This window comes from Mycobacterium asiaticum (assembly GCF_001668675.1).
Classification (GTDB): Bacteria; Actinomycetota; Actinomycetes; order Mycobacteriales; family Mycobacteriaceae; genus Mycobacterium; species Mycobacterium asiaticum_D.
Genome location: NZ_LZKQ01000146.1, coordinates 1 through 18,635 on the forward strand (window position 1 = coordinate 1; position 18,635 = coordinate 18,635).

Below are 18,635 nucleotides of genomic sequence, written 5' to 3' on the forward strand. Positions count from 1 at the left end.
CGGCTTCTCGACCTGATCGACAGCATGTTCGCGCGGGCGATGAGCGACGGCGAACCGACCGAGGACCAGTACCACATCGCGAGGGTCATCTCGGATGTGTGGCTGTCCAACCTGCTGGCCTGGCTCACCCGCCGCGCCTCGGCCACCGACGTCAGCAAGCGACTGGATCTGGCCGTGCGGTTGCTGATCGGCGATCAGTCCGCGAGCTGACCATCACGCGGGAGGCCCGCAGGTGCGGCCCCGGATCAGTTCGGTGGCGAGCAGTTCGACCACCGGCAGCCCGGACCGCGGCGGCTTGAGCACCAACTCACCCGCGCGCCGGCCCTTTTGCAGGCTCGGCTGTGCGACCGTGGTCAGCCCGCGGCTGATGGCATCGTCGACACCGTCGAACCCGGTGACCGTCATCTGACCGGGCACGTAAATCCCGTGTGCGCGAAGGTAATCCATCGCTGAGAGGGCCAGGATATCCGCGGTGCACATCAATGCGGTGATGCGCGGATTGACCTCCAGTGCCAGCTTTGCGGCATCACCGCCCGAGGTCGGCAGGTGCTCGTCGCTCTCCACCACCGTCAGCGCATCCGGGTCGACGCCGGCCGCGGTCATCGCCTCCCAGATACCGATGATGCGTTCCCGCTGCACGTCGAAGGTGGGCGACCGCAGCCGTTCGGCGTCCACCAGGCCCATGCGCCGGTCGTCGCCGAGTCGCATTGTCAGCAAACCGATCTCACGATGCCCCAGGCCGAGCACGTACTCCGCGAGCTCGCGCATCGCGGCGCGGTCGTCGATGCCGACCCGGGACACGCCTGACAGACCGACCGGCTGGTCGACCACCACCACGGGCAGGCGCCGTTGCAACACCGCCTGCAGGTACGGGTCGTCGTCCCGGACCGAATAGACCACGAAGCCGTCCACCCCGGCCCCCAGCACGGCCGCGGTGCCGTCCTCGATGCTGCGGCTGGGTCCCACCGCCACCAGCAGCAGACCCTGCCCGAGCTCCTCGCACGACTGCGCCACTCCCGCAACGAAATCCCGTGCCGCCGGGTCGCTGAACGAGTACGTCAGCGCCTCGGTCATCACCAGGCCGACGGCGCCGGCCTTGCGGGTGCGCAGTGACCGCGCGACCGGGTCCGGCCCCGCGTAACCTAGGCGCTTGGCGGTGGCGAGCACCCGCTCCCGGAGTTGGGGCGAGAGCTGATCCGGTCGGTTGAAGGCGTTGGAGATCGTGGTGCGGGACACCTTGAGTTCGGCTGCCAACGACGCCAGAGTCGCCCGCCTGCGCGGTGTGGGACTCATGCTCGGGAGGCTACAACGGATGCGGTGGTAGGCCTGCACCCGACTTTCTAATGGAAACGGTTTTCATTAGTATGGTGGGTCGGCCTCTCGGCCCGGTGGAAGGAATCGACGTGCGGAAATGCTGGCGGACGTGGCTGCGTGCTGTCCCGGTGGGCCTGCTGGGCTCGACCGCGCTGTCGGGTTGCTCATCCACCGGTCCAGCTCACCCGGGAGCCGTTGCGGTCGTGGCCTCCACGGAAGTGTGGGGCAGCGTGGCACGGGCGGTCGCCGGTAATCACATCGCCGTCAAGTCCATCCTCAACGGCGCCAACGCCGACCCCCATTCGTATCAGGCCACCGCCGCCGACGCGGCCGCGCTGGCTGACGCGGATCTGGTGGTGTACAACGGCGGCGGCTATGACCCGTGGGTGGAACGGGTGCTGACCGTACATCGCGGCATTCAGGCGGTCGATGCTTTCGCCTACCTGGGAACCGTGAACGAGGCTCCCGACGAGCACGTGTTCTACAACCTGACGGTCGCCAAGGCGGTGGCCGCGGCCATCGCCGAGCGCCTGGCGGTGATCGACCCGTCCAACTCGATGGATTATCGGGCCAACGCAATCGAATTCGGCCGCGGCGCCGATGCGATCGTCAAGTCCGAGCACGCCATCGCGGCCGCGCACCCGGCCACCGGCGTCATCGCCACCGAGCCAGTCGTGCACTACCTGCTCACGGCATCGGGATTGATCAACCGCACTCCGCCGGCCTTCGCCGAAGCCAACGAGAACGACGACGACCCCGCCCCCGCCGACATGGCGTCCGTCCTGGACCTGATCAACAATCGCGACGTCGCGGCGCTGCTGATCAACCCGCAGACCAGTACCCCCGCCATCGCCGACCTGCAGGCCGCCGCCCGCCGAGCCGGGGTGCCGGTGGCCGAAGTGTCCGAGAACCTGCCCAGCGGTTCCGATTACTTGACCTGGCAGCGCAATACCGTCAACCAGTTGACTGACGCGCTGAAGTCGGACAGCTGAGGATCCGTGGGCGCTGAAGCGGTCGCGCTGGTCGACGCGCGACTGGCCTTCGGTGCCCGCGCGCTCTGGGACAATCTCGAATTGTCCGTCTCTGCCGGCGAATTCATTGCGGTACTGGGTCCCAACGGCAGCGGCAAGACGTCGCTGCTCAAGGTGCTGCTCGGGCAACTACCGTTGAGCGCCGGGAACGCGACGGTGCAGGGGCCGGTTGGCTATGTGCCGCAGCATCATCCGTTGGATCGGGAGGTGCTGCTGCGCGGGCGCGACCTGGTCGGCCTGGGCGTCGACGGCCACCGCTGGGGCGTGTCGGCACTGCGGCGCAGCGACCGGACGCTGCGGCGGGCGGCGGTGCAGCGGGCACTGCAGCAGGTCAATGGCGAACGGTTGGCCGATGTGCGGGTGGGGCTGATGTCCGGCGGTGAGCTGCAACGGGTGCGGATAGCGCAGGCGCTGGCCAGCGACCCGACCGTGATGCTCTGCGATGAGCCGCTGCTGGCGCTTGACCCGGCCAACGCGAGGCTGGTCGCGGCGCTGATCGACCGGCGCCGCCGCGATGCCGGCACGGCGGTCATCGTCGTCACCCACGAGCTGAATCCGATCCTGCCGTATGTGGATCGGGTGCTGTACCTGGTGGATGGACGGTTCCGGATCGGCACCGTCGAGTCGGTGATGACCGCTCGGACGCTGTCGGAGCTGTACCGGGCCGACGTCGAGGTCGTCAGGGTCAAGGACCAGTACTTCGTGGTCGGCGTTCCGGACGGGCGGCACCTGTGAACGAACGCCTCACCGAGATGTTGAACCATCTGTTCGCCGTCGATCTGACCGCACATCTGCTTCGGCATGATTTCGTGCAGCAGGCGCTGATCGCCGCGGCCCTGTTGGGTCTGGTGGCCGGGTTGATCGGCCCGTTCATCGTGCTGCGCCAGATGTCGTTCGCTGTGCACGGGTCCAGTGAATTGTCCTTGACCGGAGCGGCATTCGCGTTGCTGGCCGGGTTCGACGTCGGGGTGGGCGCTCTGGTGGGTAGTGCGCTGGCGGCCGCCCTGTTCGGGGTGCTCGGGCAGCGCGCCCGGGAACGAGATTCGGTGATCGGGGTGGTGCTGGCGTTCGGCCTGGGCCTGGCGGTGCTGTTCATCCACCTGTACCCCGGCCGTACCGGCACCAGTTTCGCGTTGCTGACCGGTCAGATCGTCGGAGTCGGCTACTCGGGGCTGGCCATGCTAGCGGCGGTGTGCGTGCTCGTCATCGCCGTTCTGGGCTGCTGCTACCGGCCGTTGCTATTTGCGACGGTCGACCCGGACGTCGCGGCGGCCCGCGGGGTCCCGGTGCGCGCGCTGGGGATCGTGTTCGCCGCGTTGGTCGGGGTGGTCGCCGCCCAGGCCGTCCAGATCGTCGGGGCGCTGCTGGTGATGTCGTTGCTGATCACCCCGGCAGCCGCGGCTGCGCGCGTCATCACCGCGCCCGGGTTGGCGATAGCGACGTCGGTGCTGTTCGCTGAGGTCGCCGCGGTCGGCGGGATCGTGCTGTCCCTGGCGCCGGGGGTGCCCGTCTCGGTGTTCGTGGCCGCCATTTCGTTTGTCATCTACCTGTTTTGCTGGATGCTGGGCAAATACCGCGTGGCGCGGCACTAAGCTGGAGGTTCGGTGGGGGAACCGCAGCTCGTGAAGGTGGGGAGGGACACGTGCGCCAGCGAATCGTCGCGGCCGCCGCGCTGGCCGGCGTCTGCTTGCTCGCCGCCGGCTGCACGGATCTGGTGGACGGCAGCGCGGTTGCCGGCGAGAAAGCAGGCCTGGCTAACCAGCGGCCCGTTCCGGTCAACGCCTTGGAGGGGCTGTTGCTGGATTCCAGCCAGATCAACAGCGCGTTGGGCGCCACCTCGATGAAGGTCTGGTTTCCGGCCAAGGGGATGTGGGACTGGAGCAAGAACGTGTCCGACAAGGATTGCCTGGCCGTGGACGGTGCCGCGCAGGACAAGGTCTATGCGGGAACCGGGTGGACCGCCATGCGGGGACAACGCCTGGACGACAGCATCGACGACTCCAAAAAGCGCAAGCACTACGCCATCCAGGCGGTGGTGGCGTTCCCGAATGCGCAAGACGCCAGCAACTTTTACCGGTCTTCCGTGCAGAGCTGGAAGGGCTGCTCGAACCGTCGATTCAACGACGTCAGCCCGACTCAGCCCGACACCATCTGGTCGGTGGGCGACGTGACCGAAGACAATGGCATTCTGACCAGCTCGCAAACCCAGGAAGCAGGCAATGGCTGGGCCTGCCAGCGGGCCCTGACGGTGCGCAACAACATTGCGATCGACATCGTGGCGTGCTCCTACGACCAAATGGGCTCGGCCGCAGTCGAGATCGCCAACCAGATCGCGGGCAACATCGCGAAGCTGTAGGCGGGACCTGGATCGCCCACCTGCCCCGCCGCCAGCGGCGGACATCGTCGGCGGGCCTAAGCCCAATCGCCCACCTCCTCCCGCCGCCAGCGGCGGACATCGTCGGCGGGCCTAACCCCAATCGCCCACCTCCTCCTCCCGCCCCAAGCGGCGGACATCGTCGGCGGGCCTAAGCTAGCCTGGTGGCCCGCATCGATCTCAACGCCGACTTGGGCGAAGGGTTCGGCGTTTGGCAGCTCGGCGACGACGACGCGATGCTCGAGATCGTCACCAGCGCCAACGTGGCGTGCGGTTTCCATGCCGGTGACCCGGCCGGGCTGTTGCGGGTATGCCGGTCGGCCGCCGACCGCGGCGTACGCATCGGCGCGCAGGTCAGTTACCGGGACCTGGCCGGCTTCGGTCGGCGCTTCATCGACGTCGCGGCCGAGGATCTGCTCGCCGACGTCATCTACCAGATCGGTGCGTTGCAGGCGCTGGCGCAGGCGGCCGGTTCGGTGGTGTCCTACGTCAAACCCCATGGCGCACTGTACAACACGATTGTGACCAACCGGGAGCAGGGCGCCGCCGTCGCCGAGGCGGTCGACAGTGTCGACTCGGCGCTGCCGGTACTCGGCATGACCGGTTCGGCGTTCTTCGACGAAGCCGAGCGCCTGGGTCTGCACACCGTCGCCGAAGCGTTCGCCGACCGCGCCTATCGGCCCGACGGAAGCTTGGTCTCCCGTCGCGAACCGGATGCGGTGCTGCACGATCCGAGGACGATCGCCCAGCGGGTGGTGCGCATGGTGTCCGACGGGCAGGTCAGCGCGATCGATGGGACGACGGTTCCTATAACCGTCAAATCCGTTTGTGTGCACGGTGATTCGCCGGGCGCCGTGGATATCGCCCGCGCGGTGCGTGCTGAGTTAGAAGCCGCCGGCGTCGAGATCGAAGCGTTCTGCTGATGCGGCTGAAACTCGGTCGCCCGGACCTCGCGCGCTACGCGGATCGCTTCAATGTGCCAGCGGCAAGCGCTGATTCGCCTCTTTCGGTGACATGGATGGGTGTGGCGACGCTGCTGGTCGACGACGGATCATCCCCGCCGCTGCTGACCGACGGCTATTTCTCCCGCCCGGGCCTGGCCCAAGTCGCGGCGGGCAAGGTGGCCCCGTCAGCGGCCCGCGTCGACGGTTGCCTGGCCCGGGCCAAGGTATCTCGGCTTGCCGCGGTGATTCCCGTGCATACCCACATCGACCATGTGCTGGATTCGCCGTTGGTGGCCGAACGCACCGGTGCCCCACTGGTCGGCGGGCAGTCGGCGGCCAATGTGGGACGCGGACATGGGTTGCCGGAGGACCGGCTCGTCGTGGTGTCGTCGGGAGCGCCAATCACGTTGGGCGCCTTCGATGTGACGCTGGTCGAGTCACACCACTGCCCGCCGGACCGCTTCCCTGGGGTGATCAGCGCACCGGTCCGCCCGCCGGTGAAGGCCTCGGTTTACCGCTGCGGCGAGTCCTGGTCGACGCTGATCCACCATCGCCCCTCGGACCGGCGACTGCTGATCCAGGGCAGCGCCGGCTACGTCGCCGGGGCGCTCAACGGCATGCGCGCCGAGGCCGTCTATCTGAGCGTGGGACAACTGGGCCTGCAGCCGCGCTCCTATGTCGTCGAATACTGGAACGAGACGGTACGGGCGGTGGGAGCCCAGCGCGTGGTCCTCATCCATTGGGACGACTTTTTCCGCCCGCTGTCAAAGGCATTGCGGGCCTTGCCCTATGCCGGGGACGACCTGGATGTCTCCATCCGGGTGCTGGACGAGTTGGCCGCCGAGGACGGAATTGCGGTGCAGATGCCGACGGTCTGGCAGCGCGAGGACCCCTGGGCCTGACACGTTGATACTGACCCTTTCGCTGGTACTGCTGGCTGTCGTGCTCGGGTTCGCGGTCGCGCGCCCACGGGGTTGGCCAGAGGCTGCGGCGGCCGTCCCCGCGGCGGCCATCCTGATCGCGGTGGGGGCGATCTCCACACATCAGGCCGGGGCGCAGATCGTGGGACTCGGCCGGGTGGTGGGCTTCCTGGGCGCGGTGCTGGTGCTGGCCAAGCTGTGTGACGACGAGGGATTGTTCGAAGCTGCTGGTGCGGCGATGGCACGCGGCAGTTCGGGGTCGCACGGTCTGCTGCGGCAGGTGTTCGTCATCTCGGGAGTCATCACCGCGGTACTCAGCCTGGACGCGACGGTTGTGCTGCTGACGCCGGTAGTGCTTGTCACCGTGCGCCAGTTGCGGACCCCAGCCCCGCCGTACGCCTATGCCACGGCGCATCTGGCCAATTCGGCGTCGCTGCTACTGCCGGTGTCGAATCTGACGAACCTGCTCGTCTTCCGCAGTGCGCACATCTCGTTCGTCAAGTTCACCCTGGTCATGGCGTTGCCGTGGCTGTCAGCGATAGCCGCGGTGTACGTCGTCTTCCGCTGGTTCTTCGCCCGCGACCTGCGCACCCAGCCCGACCGCACCGATCTTGGCCCACCGCCCACTCCCCCGGTATTCGTCTTGGTGGTCGTCGGGCTGACCCTTGCCGGGTTCGCCGTCGCCGAGTGGCTGGACGTCGCGCCGGCGTGGGCGGCGCTGGCCGGCGCCTTGGTGTTGGCGGTCCGCAGTCTGCGCCGTCGGCACACCTCACTGGCCGAGATCGTGCGCTCGGCGAATGTTCCCTTCCTGGTGTTCGTCCCAGCGCTGGGCATCGTCGTACAAGCGGTGATGCTCAACGGCATGACCGCCAAGATGTCGTCGCTGGTGCCTTCTGGAACTGGCCTGCCGGCCCTGCTGGGAATCGCCGCCCTGGCCGCGGTGCTGGCCAACGTGGTGAACAACCTGCCCGCGACGCTGGTATTGGTGCCGCTGGTCGCGGCCGGCGGACCCCCGGCCGTGCTGGCCACGCTGATCGGCGTCAACATCGGGCCCAACCTGACCTACGTCGGCTCGCTGTCGAATCTGCTGTGGCGCCGGGTGCTGCGCCAGCACAACGTCGCGCCGAGCGTTGGTGAGTACACCCGGCTCGGTCTGTGCACCGTGCCCACGGCTTTGGTGGTTGCGGTCGTCGCACTCTGGGTGAGCTGGCGCTTCATCGGCACCTAACCCTGGCCGAGCAGACGCGAAAGCTCCTTTAGACCCGGCGTGTCGGGGACTTTAGCGTCTGCTCGCGCAAATGAAATCAACCCCGGCGCTGGCGGGCGATCTCGGCCAGCACCACGCCCGCGGCCACCGCCGCGTTCAGCGACTCGGTCTTGCCGGCCATCGGGATGGACACCACGTGGTCACAGTTCTCGCGCACCAGCCGCGACAAGCCCTTGCCCTCCGAGCCGACCACCATCACCAGCGGGTCGGTGCCGTCGAGATCGTCCAGCGCGGTGTCGCCGCCGGCGTCCAGTCCGATCACCTGCAGCCCCCGGCCAGCCCAATCCTTAAGTGTCCGCGTCAAATTCGTGGCCCGTGCCACCGGGATCCGGGCCGCGGCCCCGGCGCTGGTACGCCATGCCACGGCGGTCACCGAGGCGGAACGGCGCTGCGGGATCACCACGCCGTGGCCACCGAACGCCGCCACCGACCGCACGATCGCCCCCAGGTTGCGCGGATCGGAGATGTTGTCCAGCGCGACCAGCAGCGCGGGCGGCGACTCGATGGCGGTGGCAACCAAATCGTCGGGGTGAGCGTAGTTGTACGGCGGAACCTGCAGCGCGATCCCCTGATGCAGGTGATTGGCCGTCATCCGGTCCAGATCACTGCGCGGCACCTCGAGAATGGCGATGCCCGAGTCGGCCGCGCGCGCAACGGATTCCGTCAGCCGCTCGTCGGCGTCCGTGCCCAGCGCAACGTAGAGCGCGGTCGCCGGCACACCGGCGCGCAGGCACTCCAGCACCGGGTTGCGCCCGAGCACGGTCTCGGCTTCCTCGACCCGCTTGGTGGGCCGGCGCGGCTGCTGCGCACCGGCCCGCTTGGCGGCCGGGTGATTGGGACGCAGGTGCGCCGGCGGGGTGGGACCGCGCCCTTCCAGGCCGCGCCGGCGTTGGCCGCCCGAGCCGACCTTGGGCCCCTTCTTGGTGCCGGCTTTGCGTATCGCCCCCCGGCGCTGCGAGTTTCCGGCCATCTACTTGCCGTCGCCGCCCAACGTCCACTGCGGGCCGTCGGCGGTGTCGGTGACTTCGATGCCGGCCTGCTTCAACCGGTCCCGGATCTCGTCGGCCAGCGCCCAGTTACGCTGCTCGCGCGCCTTCTCCCGATTCTGGATCTCCGCTTGCACCAACACATCCACCGCGGCCAACGCGGCCGACGTCTCGTCGCGGGTCTCCCACCGCTCGTCCAGCGGGTCGCAGCCCAAAATCCCCATCATGGCGCGGATGGAGCTGGCACTTTGTAGCGCGGCCTCGTGATCGCCGGCGTCGAGGGCCCGGTTGCCGTCGGCCCGGGCGTGGTGGATCTCGGCCAGCGCGACGGGCACCGAAAGGTCGTCGTCGAGCGCCTCGGCGAAGCGCGGTGTCCATTCCCCGGGGTAGACGGCACCCACCCGGCGGCGCACCCGATGCAGGAACTCTTCGACGCCGACATAAGCCTTGACCGCGTCCTGCAACGCGGCGTCGGAGAACTCCAGCATCGACCGGTAGTGCGCGCTGCCCAGGTAGTACCGGAGTTCGGCGGGCCGGACCCGCTGCAGCATCGCCGGGATGGACACGACGTTGCCCAGCGACTTGCTCATCTTCTCGCCGCCCATCGTCACCCAGCCGTTGTGCAGCCATAACTGGGCGAACCCGTCGCCGGCGGCGCGGCTCTGCGCGATCTCGTTCTCGTGGTGCGGGAAAATCAGATCCATCCCGCCGCAGTGGATGTCGAACTCGGGCCCCAGATAAGTGCGGGCCATGGCCGAGCATTCGATGTGCCAGCCCGGCCGCCCGCGGCCCCACGGCGACGGCCAGGACGGTTCACCGGGCTTCTCGCCCTTCCACAGCGTGAAGTCGCGCTGGTCCCGCTTGCCGGTGGCCACGCCCTCGCCCTGGTGGACGTCGTCGATCCGATGGCCGGACAGCTGGCCGTAATCCGGATAGCTGAGCACATCGAAGTAGATGTCGCCCGCGGCGGCATAGGCGTGCCCTTTTTCGATCAGCCGTTCCATTAAGTCGATCATCTGGGTGATGTGGCCGGTGGCGCGGGGCTCCGCGGACGGCGGCAGCACGTCCAGCGCGTCGTAGGCGGCCGTAAAGGCACGCTCGTGGGTCGCGGCCCACTCCCACCACGGCCGGCCGGCCGCGGCCGCCTTGGCCAGGATCTTGTCTTCGATGTCAGTGACGTTGCGGATGAACGCCACGTCATAGCCGCGGGCGATCAACCAGCGCCGAAGGATGTCAAAGGCCACGCCGCTGCGGACATGGCCGATGTGCGGCAGCCCCTGCGGGGTGGCACCGCACTGATAGATGGAGACGTGCCCGGCGCGCAGCGGCACGAAGTCACGGACGACACCCGTCGCCGTGTCATGTAGCCGCAAGCGGGCACGATCGGTCACGACGTGCCAGCTTACTGCCTCGGTCAGTCAGCACTGTCCCTCGCGGGTGCTATCGCAGCGAAACCACCAGCGCCGTGGCGATCGCGGCCAGACCCTCCCCTCGACCGGTCAGGCCCAGGCCGTCCGTGGTGGTTGCCGCCACCGAGACCGGCGCGTTGAGCAATCGGGAAAGTACCGCCTGCGCCTCGTACCGCCGCCAGCCGATCTTCGGCCGGTTGCCGATCACCTGTACCGCGGCGTTCCCCACCCGGAAGCCGTGTTCGGTGAGGAGCCCGACGACGTGCCGGAGCATGTCGGCGCCGCTGACCGCCTCCCAGCGCGGATCGTCGACTCCGAAAACGCCGCCGATGTCACCGAGCCCGGCCGCGGACAACACGGCGTCACACAGCGCGTGGACGGCGACGTCGCCGTCGGAATGCCCGGAACAACCGTCGGCGCTGGGGAACAGCAGACCCACCAACCAGCACGGACGACCGGGTTCGATCGGATGCACATCGACGCCCAGGCCGACGCGGGGCAGCTCCATCACTGGCGAACTATAGCTTTGGCCAGCACCAGGTCCAGTTGAGTCGTGATTTTGAATGCCAGGGGATCTCCGTCGACCACCTGAACCTGGCCACCGATCTGCTCCACCAGCGACGCATCGTCGGTGAACTCGGCGGTTCCGGCGCGTTGGTAGGCGCGCAACAGCATTTCGGTGGCGAAGCCCTGCGGGGTCTGCACCGCGCGCAGGCCCGCCCGCTCCGGGGTGCCCAGCACCACCCCGTTGGCGTCGACGGCCTTGACGGTGTCCGACACCGCGACGCCGGGCACGACGGCTTTGTGACCGGCCCGCAACGCCTCCACCACCCGCACGATCAGGGCCGGGGGTGTCAGCGCGCGGGCAGCGTCGTGTACGAGCACGAACTCGGGCGCACCCGCCGCCGATTCGCTGATCGCGGCCAGCGCCTTGCTCACCGATTCCGAACGGCTGCCACCGCCGGCCACGATGGTCGCGATGTGACCCAGGATCAGCTTGGCTTCGTCGGTGCGGTCCGGCGGTACGGCGACAACCACGGTGTCGACCACACCGGAATCACGCAGACCCGTCACGGCCCGCTCGACCAGCGAGTGCCCTTCGAGTTGATAGAACGCCTTGGGAACGCCGGCAGACAATCTCTGACCCGACCCTGCGGCCGGGACCACCGCGACTACTTTGCCGCTACCCGCGCCCACCTAAGCGTCTCGGGCTATTCAGGAGGCGGCGGCCAGCACCTCGTCCAGGATGGTCGACGCCTTGGCGTCGTCTGTGCTCTCCGCCAGCGCCAGCTCACCGACCAGGATCTGACGGGCCTTGGCCAGCATCCGCTTCTCGCCCGCGGACAAACCGCGCTCCTGGTCCCGACGCCACAGGTCGCGCACGACCTCGGCAACCTTGTTCACGTCACCCGAGGCGAGCTTCTCCAGGTTGGCCTTGTAGCGACGCGACCAGTTGGTGGGCTCTTCGGTGTGCGGAGCGCGCAAAACCTGGAAAACCTTGTCGAGGCCTTCCTGGCCGACGACATCGCGGACGCCGACGTACTCGGCGTTGTCAGCGGGCACTCGAACGGTCAGGTCACCCTGCGCAACTTTCAAGACGAGATACTCTTTTTGCTCCCCTTTGATGGTTCGAGTCTCAATCGCCTCGACTAACGCAGCACCGTGATGTGGGTAGACAACGGTGTCACCGACCTTGAAGATCATCTGATTCGAGCCCCTTTCGTTAATTAAGTCTAACACGCGGGCCCGACGCGTGCGGATCAACGGTGCAGGTCAGAGGCACGTGACGCCCAGAATGGGGGTTGACAGGCGGGCCCAGACATGCAGGGGGTGATGGTTTCTCGTGCATCCGGACCCTTGGGCACGAGCCCGAAAGCGCCTCTAAGAATAGCCCTTCGGCAACCCCGGATTTCACCCGGGATCACGTTGCGACGACCCTCGCATGACATCGGCCCGGCATCGGGTGGCCCTCCGCTACCGTCCGCGGCACCGTGCTACTACTCTGCATAGTTGAATCCGATGGGCCCGAGCAGGAGGCATTGAGTGAACCGCTTGAACATCCGCCTGCCATTCCGCCTAGCCAGCATCACCGCCTGGCTGGCCGCCGCCGTCGTCGCCGTGCTCGCGCTCAGTGGTTGCGGAACCGGTCAGATCTCGCAGACCGCGGCGCAGGAGCCCGCGGTCAACGGCAACCGGGTCACCATCAAAAACGTCGTGCTGCGCGACATCCGGATCCAGGCAAAACAGACCACTGACTTCATCGAGCCCGGCCGCACGGTCGATCTGGTGCTGGTCGCCGTGAACAACAACCCCGACACCGGCGACCGTCTGACCGGCATCACCAGCGACATCGGCAACGTGACGGTGTCCGGGGACGCTAAGCTGCCGGCCGGCGGGATGCTGTTCATCGGAACCCCCGACGGTCAGGCCGTCGCCCCGGGCCCGGCCCCGTCCACCGGCGCCGCCAAGGCGACCATCAAGCTGAGCAAACCGATCACCAACGGCCTGACGTACAACTTCACGTTCAAGTTCGAGAAGGCCGGCGAGGCCACGGTGGATGTGCCGATTTCGGCGGGGGTTGCGCAGCCCCACGAGCACTCCAACCACGGCTGACCTCTCCTGACGGCGTTTCCTTCCGGGGAACTGTCGGTACCTGTCGATACGGTCACGGTTGTGGCCAACGCGCGATCACAATATCGGTGCTCGGAATGCCGGCATATCAGCGCCAAATGGGTGGGGCGCTGCCTGGAGTGCGGCGCCTGGGGCACCGTCGAAGAGGTGGCCGTACTTGCCGCTGTCGGCAACGGCAGACGTGCAGCGGCTACCGGGTCGCCGGCGGTGCCGATCAGCGCCGTGGAGCCACATAAGAGCCGGCATCGCCGCAGTGGCGTCGACGAGCTGGACCGGGTCCTGGGCGGGGGTGTGGTTCCCGGTTCGGTGACACTGCTCGCGGGCGAACCCGGGGTCGGCAAATCGACCCTGCTGCTGGAAGTCGCGCACCGCTGGGCGCAGCAAGGCCAGCGCGCTCTGTACATCTCCGGCGAGGAATCCGCCGGGCAGATCCGGCTGCGGGCCGACCGGATCGGCTGCGCCGGTGACGATGTCTACCTGGCCGCCGAATCCGACCTGCACACCGTGTTGCACCACATCGAGACGGTGCGGCCGGCGCTGGTCATCGTCGACTCGGTGCAGACCATGTCCACCAGTGAGGCCGACGGCGTCGCGGGTGGGGTCACCCAGGTGCGGGCGGTGACGGCCGCGTTGACCGCGGCGGCCAAGGCGAACGGCGTCGCGATGATTCTGGTCGGGCACGTCACCAAGGACGGAGCCATCGCCGGGCCCCGTTCACTGGAGCACCTCGTCGACGTGGTGCTGCACTTCGAGGGCGACCGCAACGGCGCGCTACGGATGGTCCGCGGGATCAAGAACCGCTTCGGCGCCGCGGATGAGGTCGGGTGTTTCCTGTTGCACGACAACGGGATCGAAGGTGTCGCCGACCCGTCCAACCTGTTCCTGGACCAGCGGCCGGCACCGGTTCCGGGCACCGCGATCACCGTCACCCTGGACGGGAAAAGGCCGCTGATCGGCGAAGTGCAGGCATTGCTGGCCACTCCCAACGGCGGCTCACCGCGACGCGCGGTCAGCGGCATCGACCACGCCAGGGCCGCGATGATCACGGCGGTGCTGGAAAAGCATGCCCGGTTGGGACTGGGCGCCAACGACATTTACCTGTCGACCGTGGGCGGCATGCGCCTGACCGATCCGTCGTCGGATCTCGCGGTCGCGGTCGCCCTGGCCTCAGCGGACACCAACCTGCCGCTGCCCACCACCGCGGTGATGATCGGCGAGGTGGGGCTGGCGGGCGACTTGCGGCCGGTGCACGGCATGGAGCGCCGGCTGGCCGAAGCGGCCCGGCAGGGCTTCACCATCGCCCTGGTGCCACCGGGCTGCAAGTCGATTCCGGCGGGTTTGCGGGCCCTGTGTGCGTCCACCATCGTCGAGGCGCTGCACCACATGGTCAACATCGCCGACCATCACGCCCGGGCACCGGCGACTCTGCACGCCGTGAATAACTCGCACTAGGGTCCCCACCGAACCGCCCGCCATAGCAGAATGCTGGCTGTGACTCGTCCGACCCTGCGTGAGGCTGTCGCCCGACTGGCTCCCGGCACCGGGCTGCGCGACGGACTGGAGCGCATCCTGCGCGGGCGCACCGGCGCCCTGATCGTGCTCGGTCACGACGAGAGCGTCGAGGCCATCTGTGACGGCGGTTTCTCCCTCGACGTCCGCTACGCACCGACCAGGCTGCGCGAGCTGTGCAAGATGGACGGCGCGGTGGTGCTGTCCACGGACGGCAGCCGCATCGTGCGGGCCAATGTGCAGCTCGTTCCGGACCCGTCCATCCCCACCGACGAATCGGGCACCCGGCACCGCTCGGCGGAGCGGGCCGCGATCCAGACGGGTTACCCGGTGATCTCGGTCAGCCATTCGATGAACATCGTGACCGTCTACGTGTGCGGCGAACGCCATGTCCTGACCGACTCCGCGACCATCCTGTCCCGGGCCAACCAGGCGATCGCCACCTTGGAGCGTTACAAGACCCGGCTGGACGAGGTCAGCCGCCAGTTGTCCCGGGCCGAGATCGAAGACTTCGTCACGCTGCGCGACGTGCTGACGGTGGTGCAGCGGCTCGAACTGGTCCGCCGCATCGGCCTGGCCATCGATTACGACGCGGTCGAACTGGGCACCGACGGGCGCCAGCTGCGCCTGCAGCTGGAAGAGCTGCTGGGCGGCAACGACACCGCCCGGGAGTTGATCGTGCGGGACTATCACGCAAATCCCGAGCCGCCGTCCCAACACCAGATCGCGGCGACGCTGGACGAATTGGACGCGCTGTCGGACACCGAGTTGCTGGACTTCACCTCGCTGGCCAAGGTGCTTGGTTATCCGACGACGGCCGAGGCGCAGGATTCTGCGCTCAGCCCGCGGGGCTACCGCGCGATGGCCGGCATCCCCCGCTTGCAGTTCGCCCATGTCGACCTGTTGGTGCGGGCGTTCGGAACGCTGCAGGGTCTGTTGGCGGCCAGCGCGAACGACCTGCAATCGGTCGAGGGTATCGGTGCCATGTGGGCGCGCCACGTCCGCGAGGGTCTGTCCCAGCTGGCCGAATCGACCATCACCGACCAGTAACTAGCCGCCCTGAACGGGGGGCGCCTCCGGCGGCGGCGCTTGCGCGGGCCCAGGTGCGGGCACCGGGCCGGGCGGCTGCGGCGGCTGGTTCAACACAAAGGGAACCGATAGGGACCGCAGGTTGCCCAGTTGCACGACGAGGTTGTAGGTGCCCGGCCCGATCGCCGGCCGCGGCAGCGGGCATTTGGGCGCGGAGCCCATCCCGGTCCAGGTCACCGCGGTGGTCACCTGCTCGCCCGGGGTGAACGTCTTCACCAGGGTTTCGTTGGACGGAGCGCAGTCCAGGTTGGACCACAAACGCTTGTTGTCCAGCGAGTACACGTAGGCGGCCAGCACCGCGGCGCCGACGTCGCGCTTGCACGAGACCAGTCCGATGTTGGTGACGACCATGGTGAATTTCGGCTGGTCACCGATGTAGTACTGCGGTGAGTTGGTCAGGCCCTTGACCGCCAGCGTCGAATCCGGGCAGTCGTCGCCATCCTTGAGCACGGGCGGCGGTTGCACTGCGGCGGTCGGGGTGGGCGACTCGGGGTTCGCAATGCCGGGCGGCGACCCGGGCGCGGGCGCTTCGGTCTGCCCCGCCGGCTGCGGCGCCGGCGGCGCCTGCGGGGCGTTCGAGCCCGGATGGCCCTGTGCAGAGGCGGGCTTCTCGGCGGGCTTGGCCCCGGCGTTACTACTGACGAAGGCGATGACGGTGGCGACGGCGATCCCGATCACGACGACCGCGATGCCCAGGGCAAGCCCCCTGCGCCGCCAATAAATCTCAGTAGGTAGCGGGCCCCGCGGTTCTAGATCCAGCACATTTACACGGTAGGGCCAGGTCACGCCGTCTTGGCTGACCCCGCCCGGCGTGTCGCGGGGTTTGCTGAGCCGCCGGGGCGCCTATTCGCCGATGTCACCGATGTGGTCGACGAGCTCCGCGTGGCCGTCGGAGAGCTTGTAGGTGACGCCGGCGAGCCCCAGGGTGCCGTCGTTGACGCGCTCCGAGATGGTCGAGGAGCGAGATACCAGTTGCGCCAGCGTTTCGCTCACGTGCCGCGCCTCGAACTCGTCCACCCGGGTCAGGCCGTCGCGGCGGCCCGCCAGCACCGACGGGACGACGCGTTCCACCACGTCGCGCACGAATCCGCTAGGAATCTCACCGTCGTCGATCGCACTGATGGTGGCCTTGACGGCGCCACAGCTGTTGTGACCGAGGACGACGATCAACGGGACGTTGAGAACGGCGACCGCGTACTCGATGGAGCCCAGCACGGCCGAGTCAATGGCCTGCCCAGCGGTACGGACCACGAACACATCCCCGAGACCCTGGTCGAAAATGAGCTCGGCGGCCACCCGGCTGTCCGAGCAGCCGAAGATGACGGCGGTCGGCTTCTGCCCGTTGGCCAAGCTCGCCCGGTGCTCCACGCTCTGGCTCGGGTGCGCCGGCTGGCCGGCCACGAACCGCTCGTTACCCTCTTTGAGTGCTTTCCACGCCGATACCGGGTTGCTGTTGGGCATGTCCGCCATTCTGCCGCACCGGCCGGTGACTGGCTCGGTTCCCATACCAGTCACAGATGTTTTGGACTGGTATCGCCGATCCCGCCGCGACTTGCCCTGGCGGGAGCCAGGTGTCAGCGCGTGGCAGATCCTGGTCAGCGAGTTCATGCTGCAGCAGACTCCGGTGGTCCGGGTGCTGCCGATCTGGACCGACTGGGTACGCCGCTGGCCCACCCCGTCCGCGCCGGCGGCCGCCAGCGCGGCCGACGTGTTGCGGGCGTGGGGCAAGCTCGGCTATCCGCGGCGGGCCAAACGCCTGCACGAATGCGCCATCGTCATCGCACGTGACCACAACGACGTGGTGCCCGAAGATGTCGACGTACTGCTGACGCTGCCCGGCGTCGGCAGCTACACCGCACGGGCGATTGCCTGCTTCGCGTACCGGCAGCGGGTGCCGGTGGTGGACACCAACGTGCGCCGGGTGGTGGCACGCGCCGTGCACGGCCGCGCCGACGCGGGCAATCCGTCGGCCACGCGCGACCACGCCGATGTCGAAGCCCTGCTGCCCGACGACGGGGCGGCACCGGAGTTCTCGGTGGCGGTGATGGAGCTCGGTGCGACGGTGTGCACGGCCCGGTCGCCGCGCTGCGGCCTGTGCCCGCTAAACGGATGCGCGTGGCGGCGCGCCGGATATCCGCCGGCGACCGGGCCGGCGCGGCGTGCGCAGACCTACGCCGGAACCGACCGCCAGGTCCGCGGCCGACTGCTGGATGTGTTGCGCGACAACCATGCTCCGGTCACCCGCGCGCAACTGGACGTCGCGTGGCTGACCGACACCGCCCAGCGCGACCGGGCGCTGTTTTCACTGCTCGACGACGGCTTGGTGACCCAGACCGCAGACGGCCGGTTCGCACTGGCCGGCGAAGGGTAGCCGGTCAAGCTCCGGTTGCCGCCAGGAAGGCCTCCACCGCCTGACGGTACAGCTCCGGGGCGTCGTCGTGGACCAGGTGACCGGCTCCAGGCACACTCAAATACTCGGTGACACAGCTGTTTTCGGCCATGCGGCGCATTTGCCCCGGCGGGGTCACCGAGTTTCCGGCTTCGATGAGCAGCGTCGGCGCACGCACCGCCTGCCACTGCGCCCAGTAGTCGCGGGTGCCCCACTCGGCGGCGATCTCTATCCATCGAGCGGTATGGCCGTGCAAGCGCCAGCCGGTTTCGGTGCGGTCGAAAGCTTCCAGGAAGTACTGACCGGCGACCGGCCCGAACTCCGCGAATACCTGCTCGGGGGAATGGAATTCGAGAGGTAGGGCGTGCAGCCACGGTTCCCAGGGCCCTGTGGTCCGTCCGACGAAGTCCGGAGCCATGTCCTCCACTACCAGCGCTGTCACCAGGTCCGGGCGCTCGGCCGCCAGACACCAGGAATGCAAGCCGCCCATTGAATGCCCGATCAGCGTTACCGGCACCCCCAGGGCGGCGACCGCATCGCCGAGGTCGGCTACGAAGCGCTCGGTGCTGATCGGATAGGGATCGTCGACATCGCGCCCGCGGTGCCAGGGCGCGTCGTAGGTGTAGACCGCGCCCATCCTGGTCAGCCACGGCAACTGGCGCGGCCAGGTGGTGCCACGGCCCATCAGTCCGTGCACCAGAACCAGCGGCCTGCCGCGTCCACCGCGGTGGGTCAGCAGATCCGAGGGCATGCCGGGCACGGTAACCTAGCT

General features: G+C 68.3%; 20 protein-coding genes and 1 pseudogene. 12 read left to right on the forward strand and 9 right to left on the reverse strand.

Features of this window, described 5'->3' with window-relative positions; translation table 11 throughout:
* Positions 1 to 210: pseudogene (locus A9X01_RS12625) on the forward strand (TetR family transcriptional regulator); the annotation flags it as partial.
* A 3-nt stretch (positions 211 to 213) separates the two neighbouring features.
* Here the strand turns inward: A9X01_RS12625 and A9X01_RS12630 are convergent.
* A complete protein-coding gene (locus A9X01_RS12630; protein WP_065121106.1) occupies positions 214 to 1,293 on the reverse strand; it encodes an Rv3575c family transcriptional regulator in 1,080 nt (359 codons plus the stop codon).
* 71 nt (positions 1,294 to 1,364) lie between these two features.
* Here A9X01_RS12630 and A9X01_RS12635 point away from each other — a divergent pair, with 71 nt between their 5' ends.
* The 7 genes from A9X01_RS12635 (at position 1,365) to A9X01_RS12665 (ending at position 7,811) form a co-directional block, all read left to right on the forward strand.
* A complete protein-coding gene (locus tag A9X01_RS12635; RefSeq protein WP_081282356.1) occupies positions 1,365 to 2,306 on the forward strand; it encodes a metal ABC transporter solute-binding protein, Zn/Mn family in 942 nt (313 codons plus the stop codon).
* A 6-nt stretch (positions 2,307 to 2,312) separates the two neighbouring features.
* Positions 2,313 to 3,080 carry a metal ABC transporter ATP-binding protein gene (locus tag A9X01_RS12640; RefSeq protein ID WP_065121107.1) on the forward strand — a complete coding sequence of 256 codons (768 nt, stop codon included), beginning with the start codon at positions 2,313 to 2,315 and terminating at the stop codon, positions 3,078 to 3,080.
* 17 nt (positions 3,081 to 3,097) lie between these two features.
* Positions 3,098 to 3,937 (forward strand): metal ABC transporter permease, encoded by an 840-nt coding sequence (locus A9X01_RS12645; protein ID WP_065121128.1) that lies wholly within the window; start codon positions 3,098 to 3,100, stop codon positions 3,935 to 3,937.
* A 50-nt stretch (positions 3,938 to 3,987) separates the two neighbouring features.
* Complete coding sequence (locus A9X01_RS12650) at positions 3,988 to 4,701, forward strand: sensor domain-containing protein (RefSeq protein ID WP_065121108.1); 714 nt, start codon at positions 3,988 to 3,990, stop codon at positions 4,699 to 4,701.
* A gap of 182 nt (positions 4,702 to 4,883) precedes the next feature.
* Positions 4,884 to 5,642, forward strand: coding sequence for a LamB/YcsF family protein (locus A9X01_RS12655; protein WP_065121109.1), 759 nt, complete (start codon positions 4,884 to 4,886; stop codon positions 5,640 to 5,642).
* The gene (locus tag A9X01_RS12660) at positions 5,642 to 6,565 is read left to right on the forward strand and encodes an MBL fold metallo-hydrolase (RefSeq protein WP_065121110.1); all 924 of its coding nucleotides are present in this window, start codon (positions 5,642 to 5,644) and stop codon (positions 6,563 to 6,565) included. The genes A9X01_RS12655 and A9X01_RS12660 overlap by 1 nt, the downstream gene beginning before the upstream one ends.
* 4 nt (positions 6,566 to 6,569) lie before the next feature.
* Positions 6,570 to 7,811, forward strand: a complete 1,242-nt coding sequence (locus A9X01_RS12665; protein WP_065121111.1) for an SLC13 family permease — start codon at positions 6,570 to 6,572, stop codon at positions 7,809 to 7,811.
* Between the two features lie 76 nt (positions 7,812 to 7,887).
* Here A9X01_RS12665 and rlmB read toward each other — a convergent pair whose 3' ends face one another.
* From rlmB to carD, 5 genes are read right to left on the reverse strand one after another with little or no spacing between them, the layout of a single operon-like run.
* A complete protein-coding gene (rlmB, locus tag A9X01_RS12670; protein ID WP_065121112.1) occupies positions 7,888 to 8,820 on the reverse strand; it encodes a 23S rRNA (guanosine(2251)-2'-O)-methyltransferase RlmB in 933 nt (310 codons plus the stop codon).
* Positions 8,821 to 10,227 carry a cysteine--tRNA ligase gene (cysS, locus tag A9X01_RS12675; protein ID WP_065121113.1) on the reverse strand — a complete coding sequence of 469 codons (1,407 nt, stop codon included), beginning with the start codon at positions 10,225 to 10,227 and terminating at the stop codon, positions 8,821 to 8,823. It abuts the gene before it with no gap.
* 49 nt (positions 10,228 to 10,276) lie between these two features.
* A complete protein-coding gene (ispF, locus tag A9X01_RS12680) occupies positions 10,277 to 10,756 on the reverse strand; it encodes a 2-C-methyl-D-erythritol 2,4-cyclodiphosphate synthase (RefSeq protein ID WP_155772062.1) in 480 nt (159 codons plus the stop codon).
* Positions 10,753 to 11,442, reverse strand: a complete 690-nt coding sequence (ispD, locus tag A9X01_RS12685; RefSeq protein ID WP_065121115.1) for a 2-C-methyl-D-erythritol 4-phosphate cytidylyltransferase — start codon at positions 11,440 to 11,442, stop codon at positions 10,753 to 10,755. The genes ispF and ispD overlap by 4 nt, the downstream gene beginning before the upstream one ends.
* 18 nt (positions 11,443 to 11,460) lie before the next feature.
* On the reverse strand, positions 11,461 to 11,949 hold the full coding sequence (gene carD / locus A9X01_RS12690) for an RNA polymerase-binding transcription factor CarD (protein ID WP_036363145.1): 489 nt from the start codon (positions 11,947 to 11,949) through the stop codon (positions 11,461 to 11,463).
* Positions 11,950 to 12,288: 339 nt separating this feature from the next.
* Here carD and A9X01_RS12695 point away from each other — a divergent pair, with 339 nt between their 5' ends.
* Genes A9X01_RS12695 through disA form a run of 3 tightly spaced genes read left to right on the forward strand, consistent with a single transcriptional unit; the run spans position 12,289 to position 15,435 of the window.
* Positions 12,289 to 12,858, forward strand: coding sequence for a copper chaperone PCu(A)C domain-containing protein (locus A9X01_RS12695; protein WP_065121116.1), 570 nt, complete (start codon positions 12,289 to 12,291; stop codon positions 12,856 to 12,858).
* Between the two features lie 60 nt (positions 12,859 to 12,918).
* Complete coding sequence (radA, locus tag A9X01_RS12700) at positions 12,919 to 14,328, forward strand: DNA repair protein RadA (protein ID WP_065121117.1); 1,410 nt, start codon at positions 12,919 to 12,921, stop codon at positions 14,326 to 14,328.
* Positions 14,329 to 14,358: 30 nt separating this feature from the next.
* Positions 14,359 to 15,435, forward strand: coding sequence for a DNA integrity scanning diadenylate cyclase DisA (gene disA / locus A9X01_RS12705; RefSeq protein ID WP_155772063.1), 1,077 nt, complete (start codon positions 14,359 to 14,361; stop codon positions 15,433 to 15,435).
* Here the strand turns inward: disA and A9X01_RS12710 are convergent, their stop codons facing one another.
* Positions 15,436 to 16,236 (reverse strand): hypothetical protein, encoded by an 801-nt coding sequence (locus A9X01_RS12710; protein WP_155772064.1) that lies wholly within the window; start codon positions 16,234 to 16,236, stop codon positions 15,436 to 15,438.
* 81 nt (positions 16,237 to 16,317) lie between these two features.
* Complete coding sequence (locus A9X01_RS12715; RefSeq protein ID WP_065121130.1) at positions 16,318 to 16,935, reverse strand: carbonic anhydrase; 618 nt, start codon at positions 16,933 to 16,935, stop codon at positions 16,318 to 16,320.
* Between A9X01_RS12715 and A9X01_RS12720 the strand changes: the two genes are divergently transcribed.
* Complete coding sequence (locus tag A9X01_RS12720) at positions 16,934 to 17,845, forward strand: HhH-GPD family protein (RefSeq protein ID WP_065121119.1); 912 nt, start codon at positions 16,934 to 16,936, stop codon at positions 17,843 to 17,845. The two genes, A9X01_RS12715 and A9X01_RS12720, sit on opposite strands and share 2 nt — an antisense overlap.
* A 4-nt stretch (positions 17,846 to 17,849) precedes the next feature.
* Here A9X01_RS12720 and A9X01_RS12725 read toward each other — a convergent pair whose 3' ends face one another.
* A complete protein-coding gene (locus A9X01_RS12725; RefSeq protein WP_155772065.1) occupies positions 17,850 to 18,623 on the reverse strand; it encodes an alpha/beta fold hydrolase in 774 nt (257 codons plus the stop codon).
* Positions 18,624 to 18,635 lie beyond the last annotated feature (12 nt).

Coding starts and splice junctions, on each gene's coding strand:
- A9X01_RS12635 (WP_081282356.1), top strand. CDS start 1,365: ATGGTGGGTCGGCCTCTCGGCCCGGTGGAAGGAATCGACGTGCGGAAA.
- carD (WP_036363145.1), bottom strand. CDS start 11,949: ATGATCTTCAAGGTCGGTGACACCGTTGTCTACCCACATCACGGTGCT.
- A9X01_RS12720 (WP_065121119.1), top strand. CDS start 16,934: ATGTCCGCCATTCTGCCGCACCGGCCGGTGACTGGCTCGGTTCCCATA.
- rlmB (WP_065121112.1), bottom strand. CDS start 8,820: ATGGCCGGAAACTCGCAGCGCCGGGGGGCGATACGCAAAGCCGGCACC.
- A9X01_RS12630 (WP_065121106.1), bottom strand. CDS start 1,293: ATGAGTCCCACACCGCGCAGGCGGGCGACTCTGGCGTCGTTGGCAGCC.
- A9X01_RS12645 (WP_065121128.1), top strand. CDS start 3,098: ATGTTGAACCATCTGTTCGCCGTCGATCTGACCGCACATCTGCTTCGG.
- A9X01_RS12660 (WP_065121110.1), top strand. CDS start 5,642: ATGCGGCTGAAACTCGGTCGCCCGGACCTCGCGCGCTACGCGGATCGC.
- A9X01_RS12715 (WP_065121130.1), bottom strand. CDS start 16,935: ATGCCCAACAGCAACCCGGTATCGGCGTGGAAAGCACTCAAAGAGGGT.
- disA (WP_155772063.1), top strand. CDS start 14,359: ATGCTGGCTGTGACTCGTCCGACCCTGCGTGAGGCTGTCGCCCGACTG.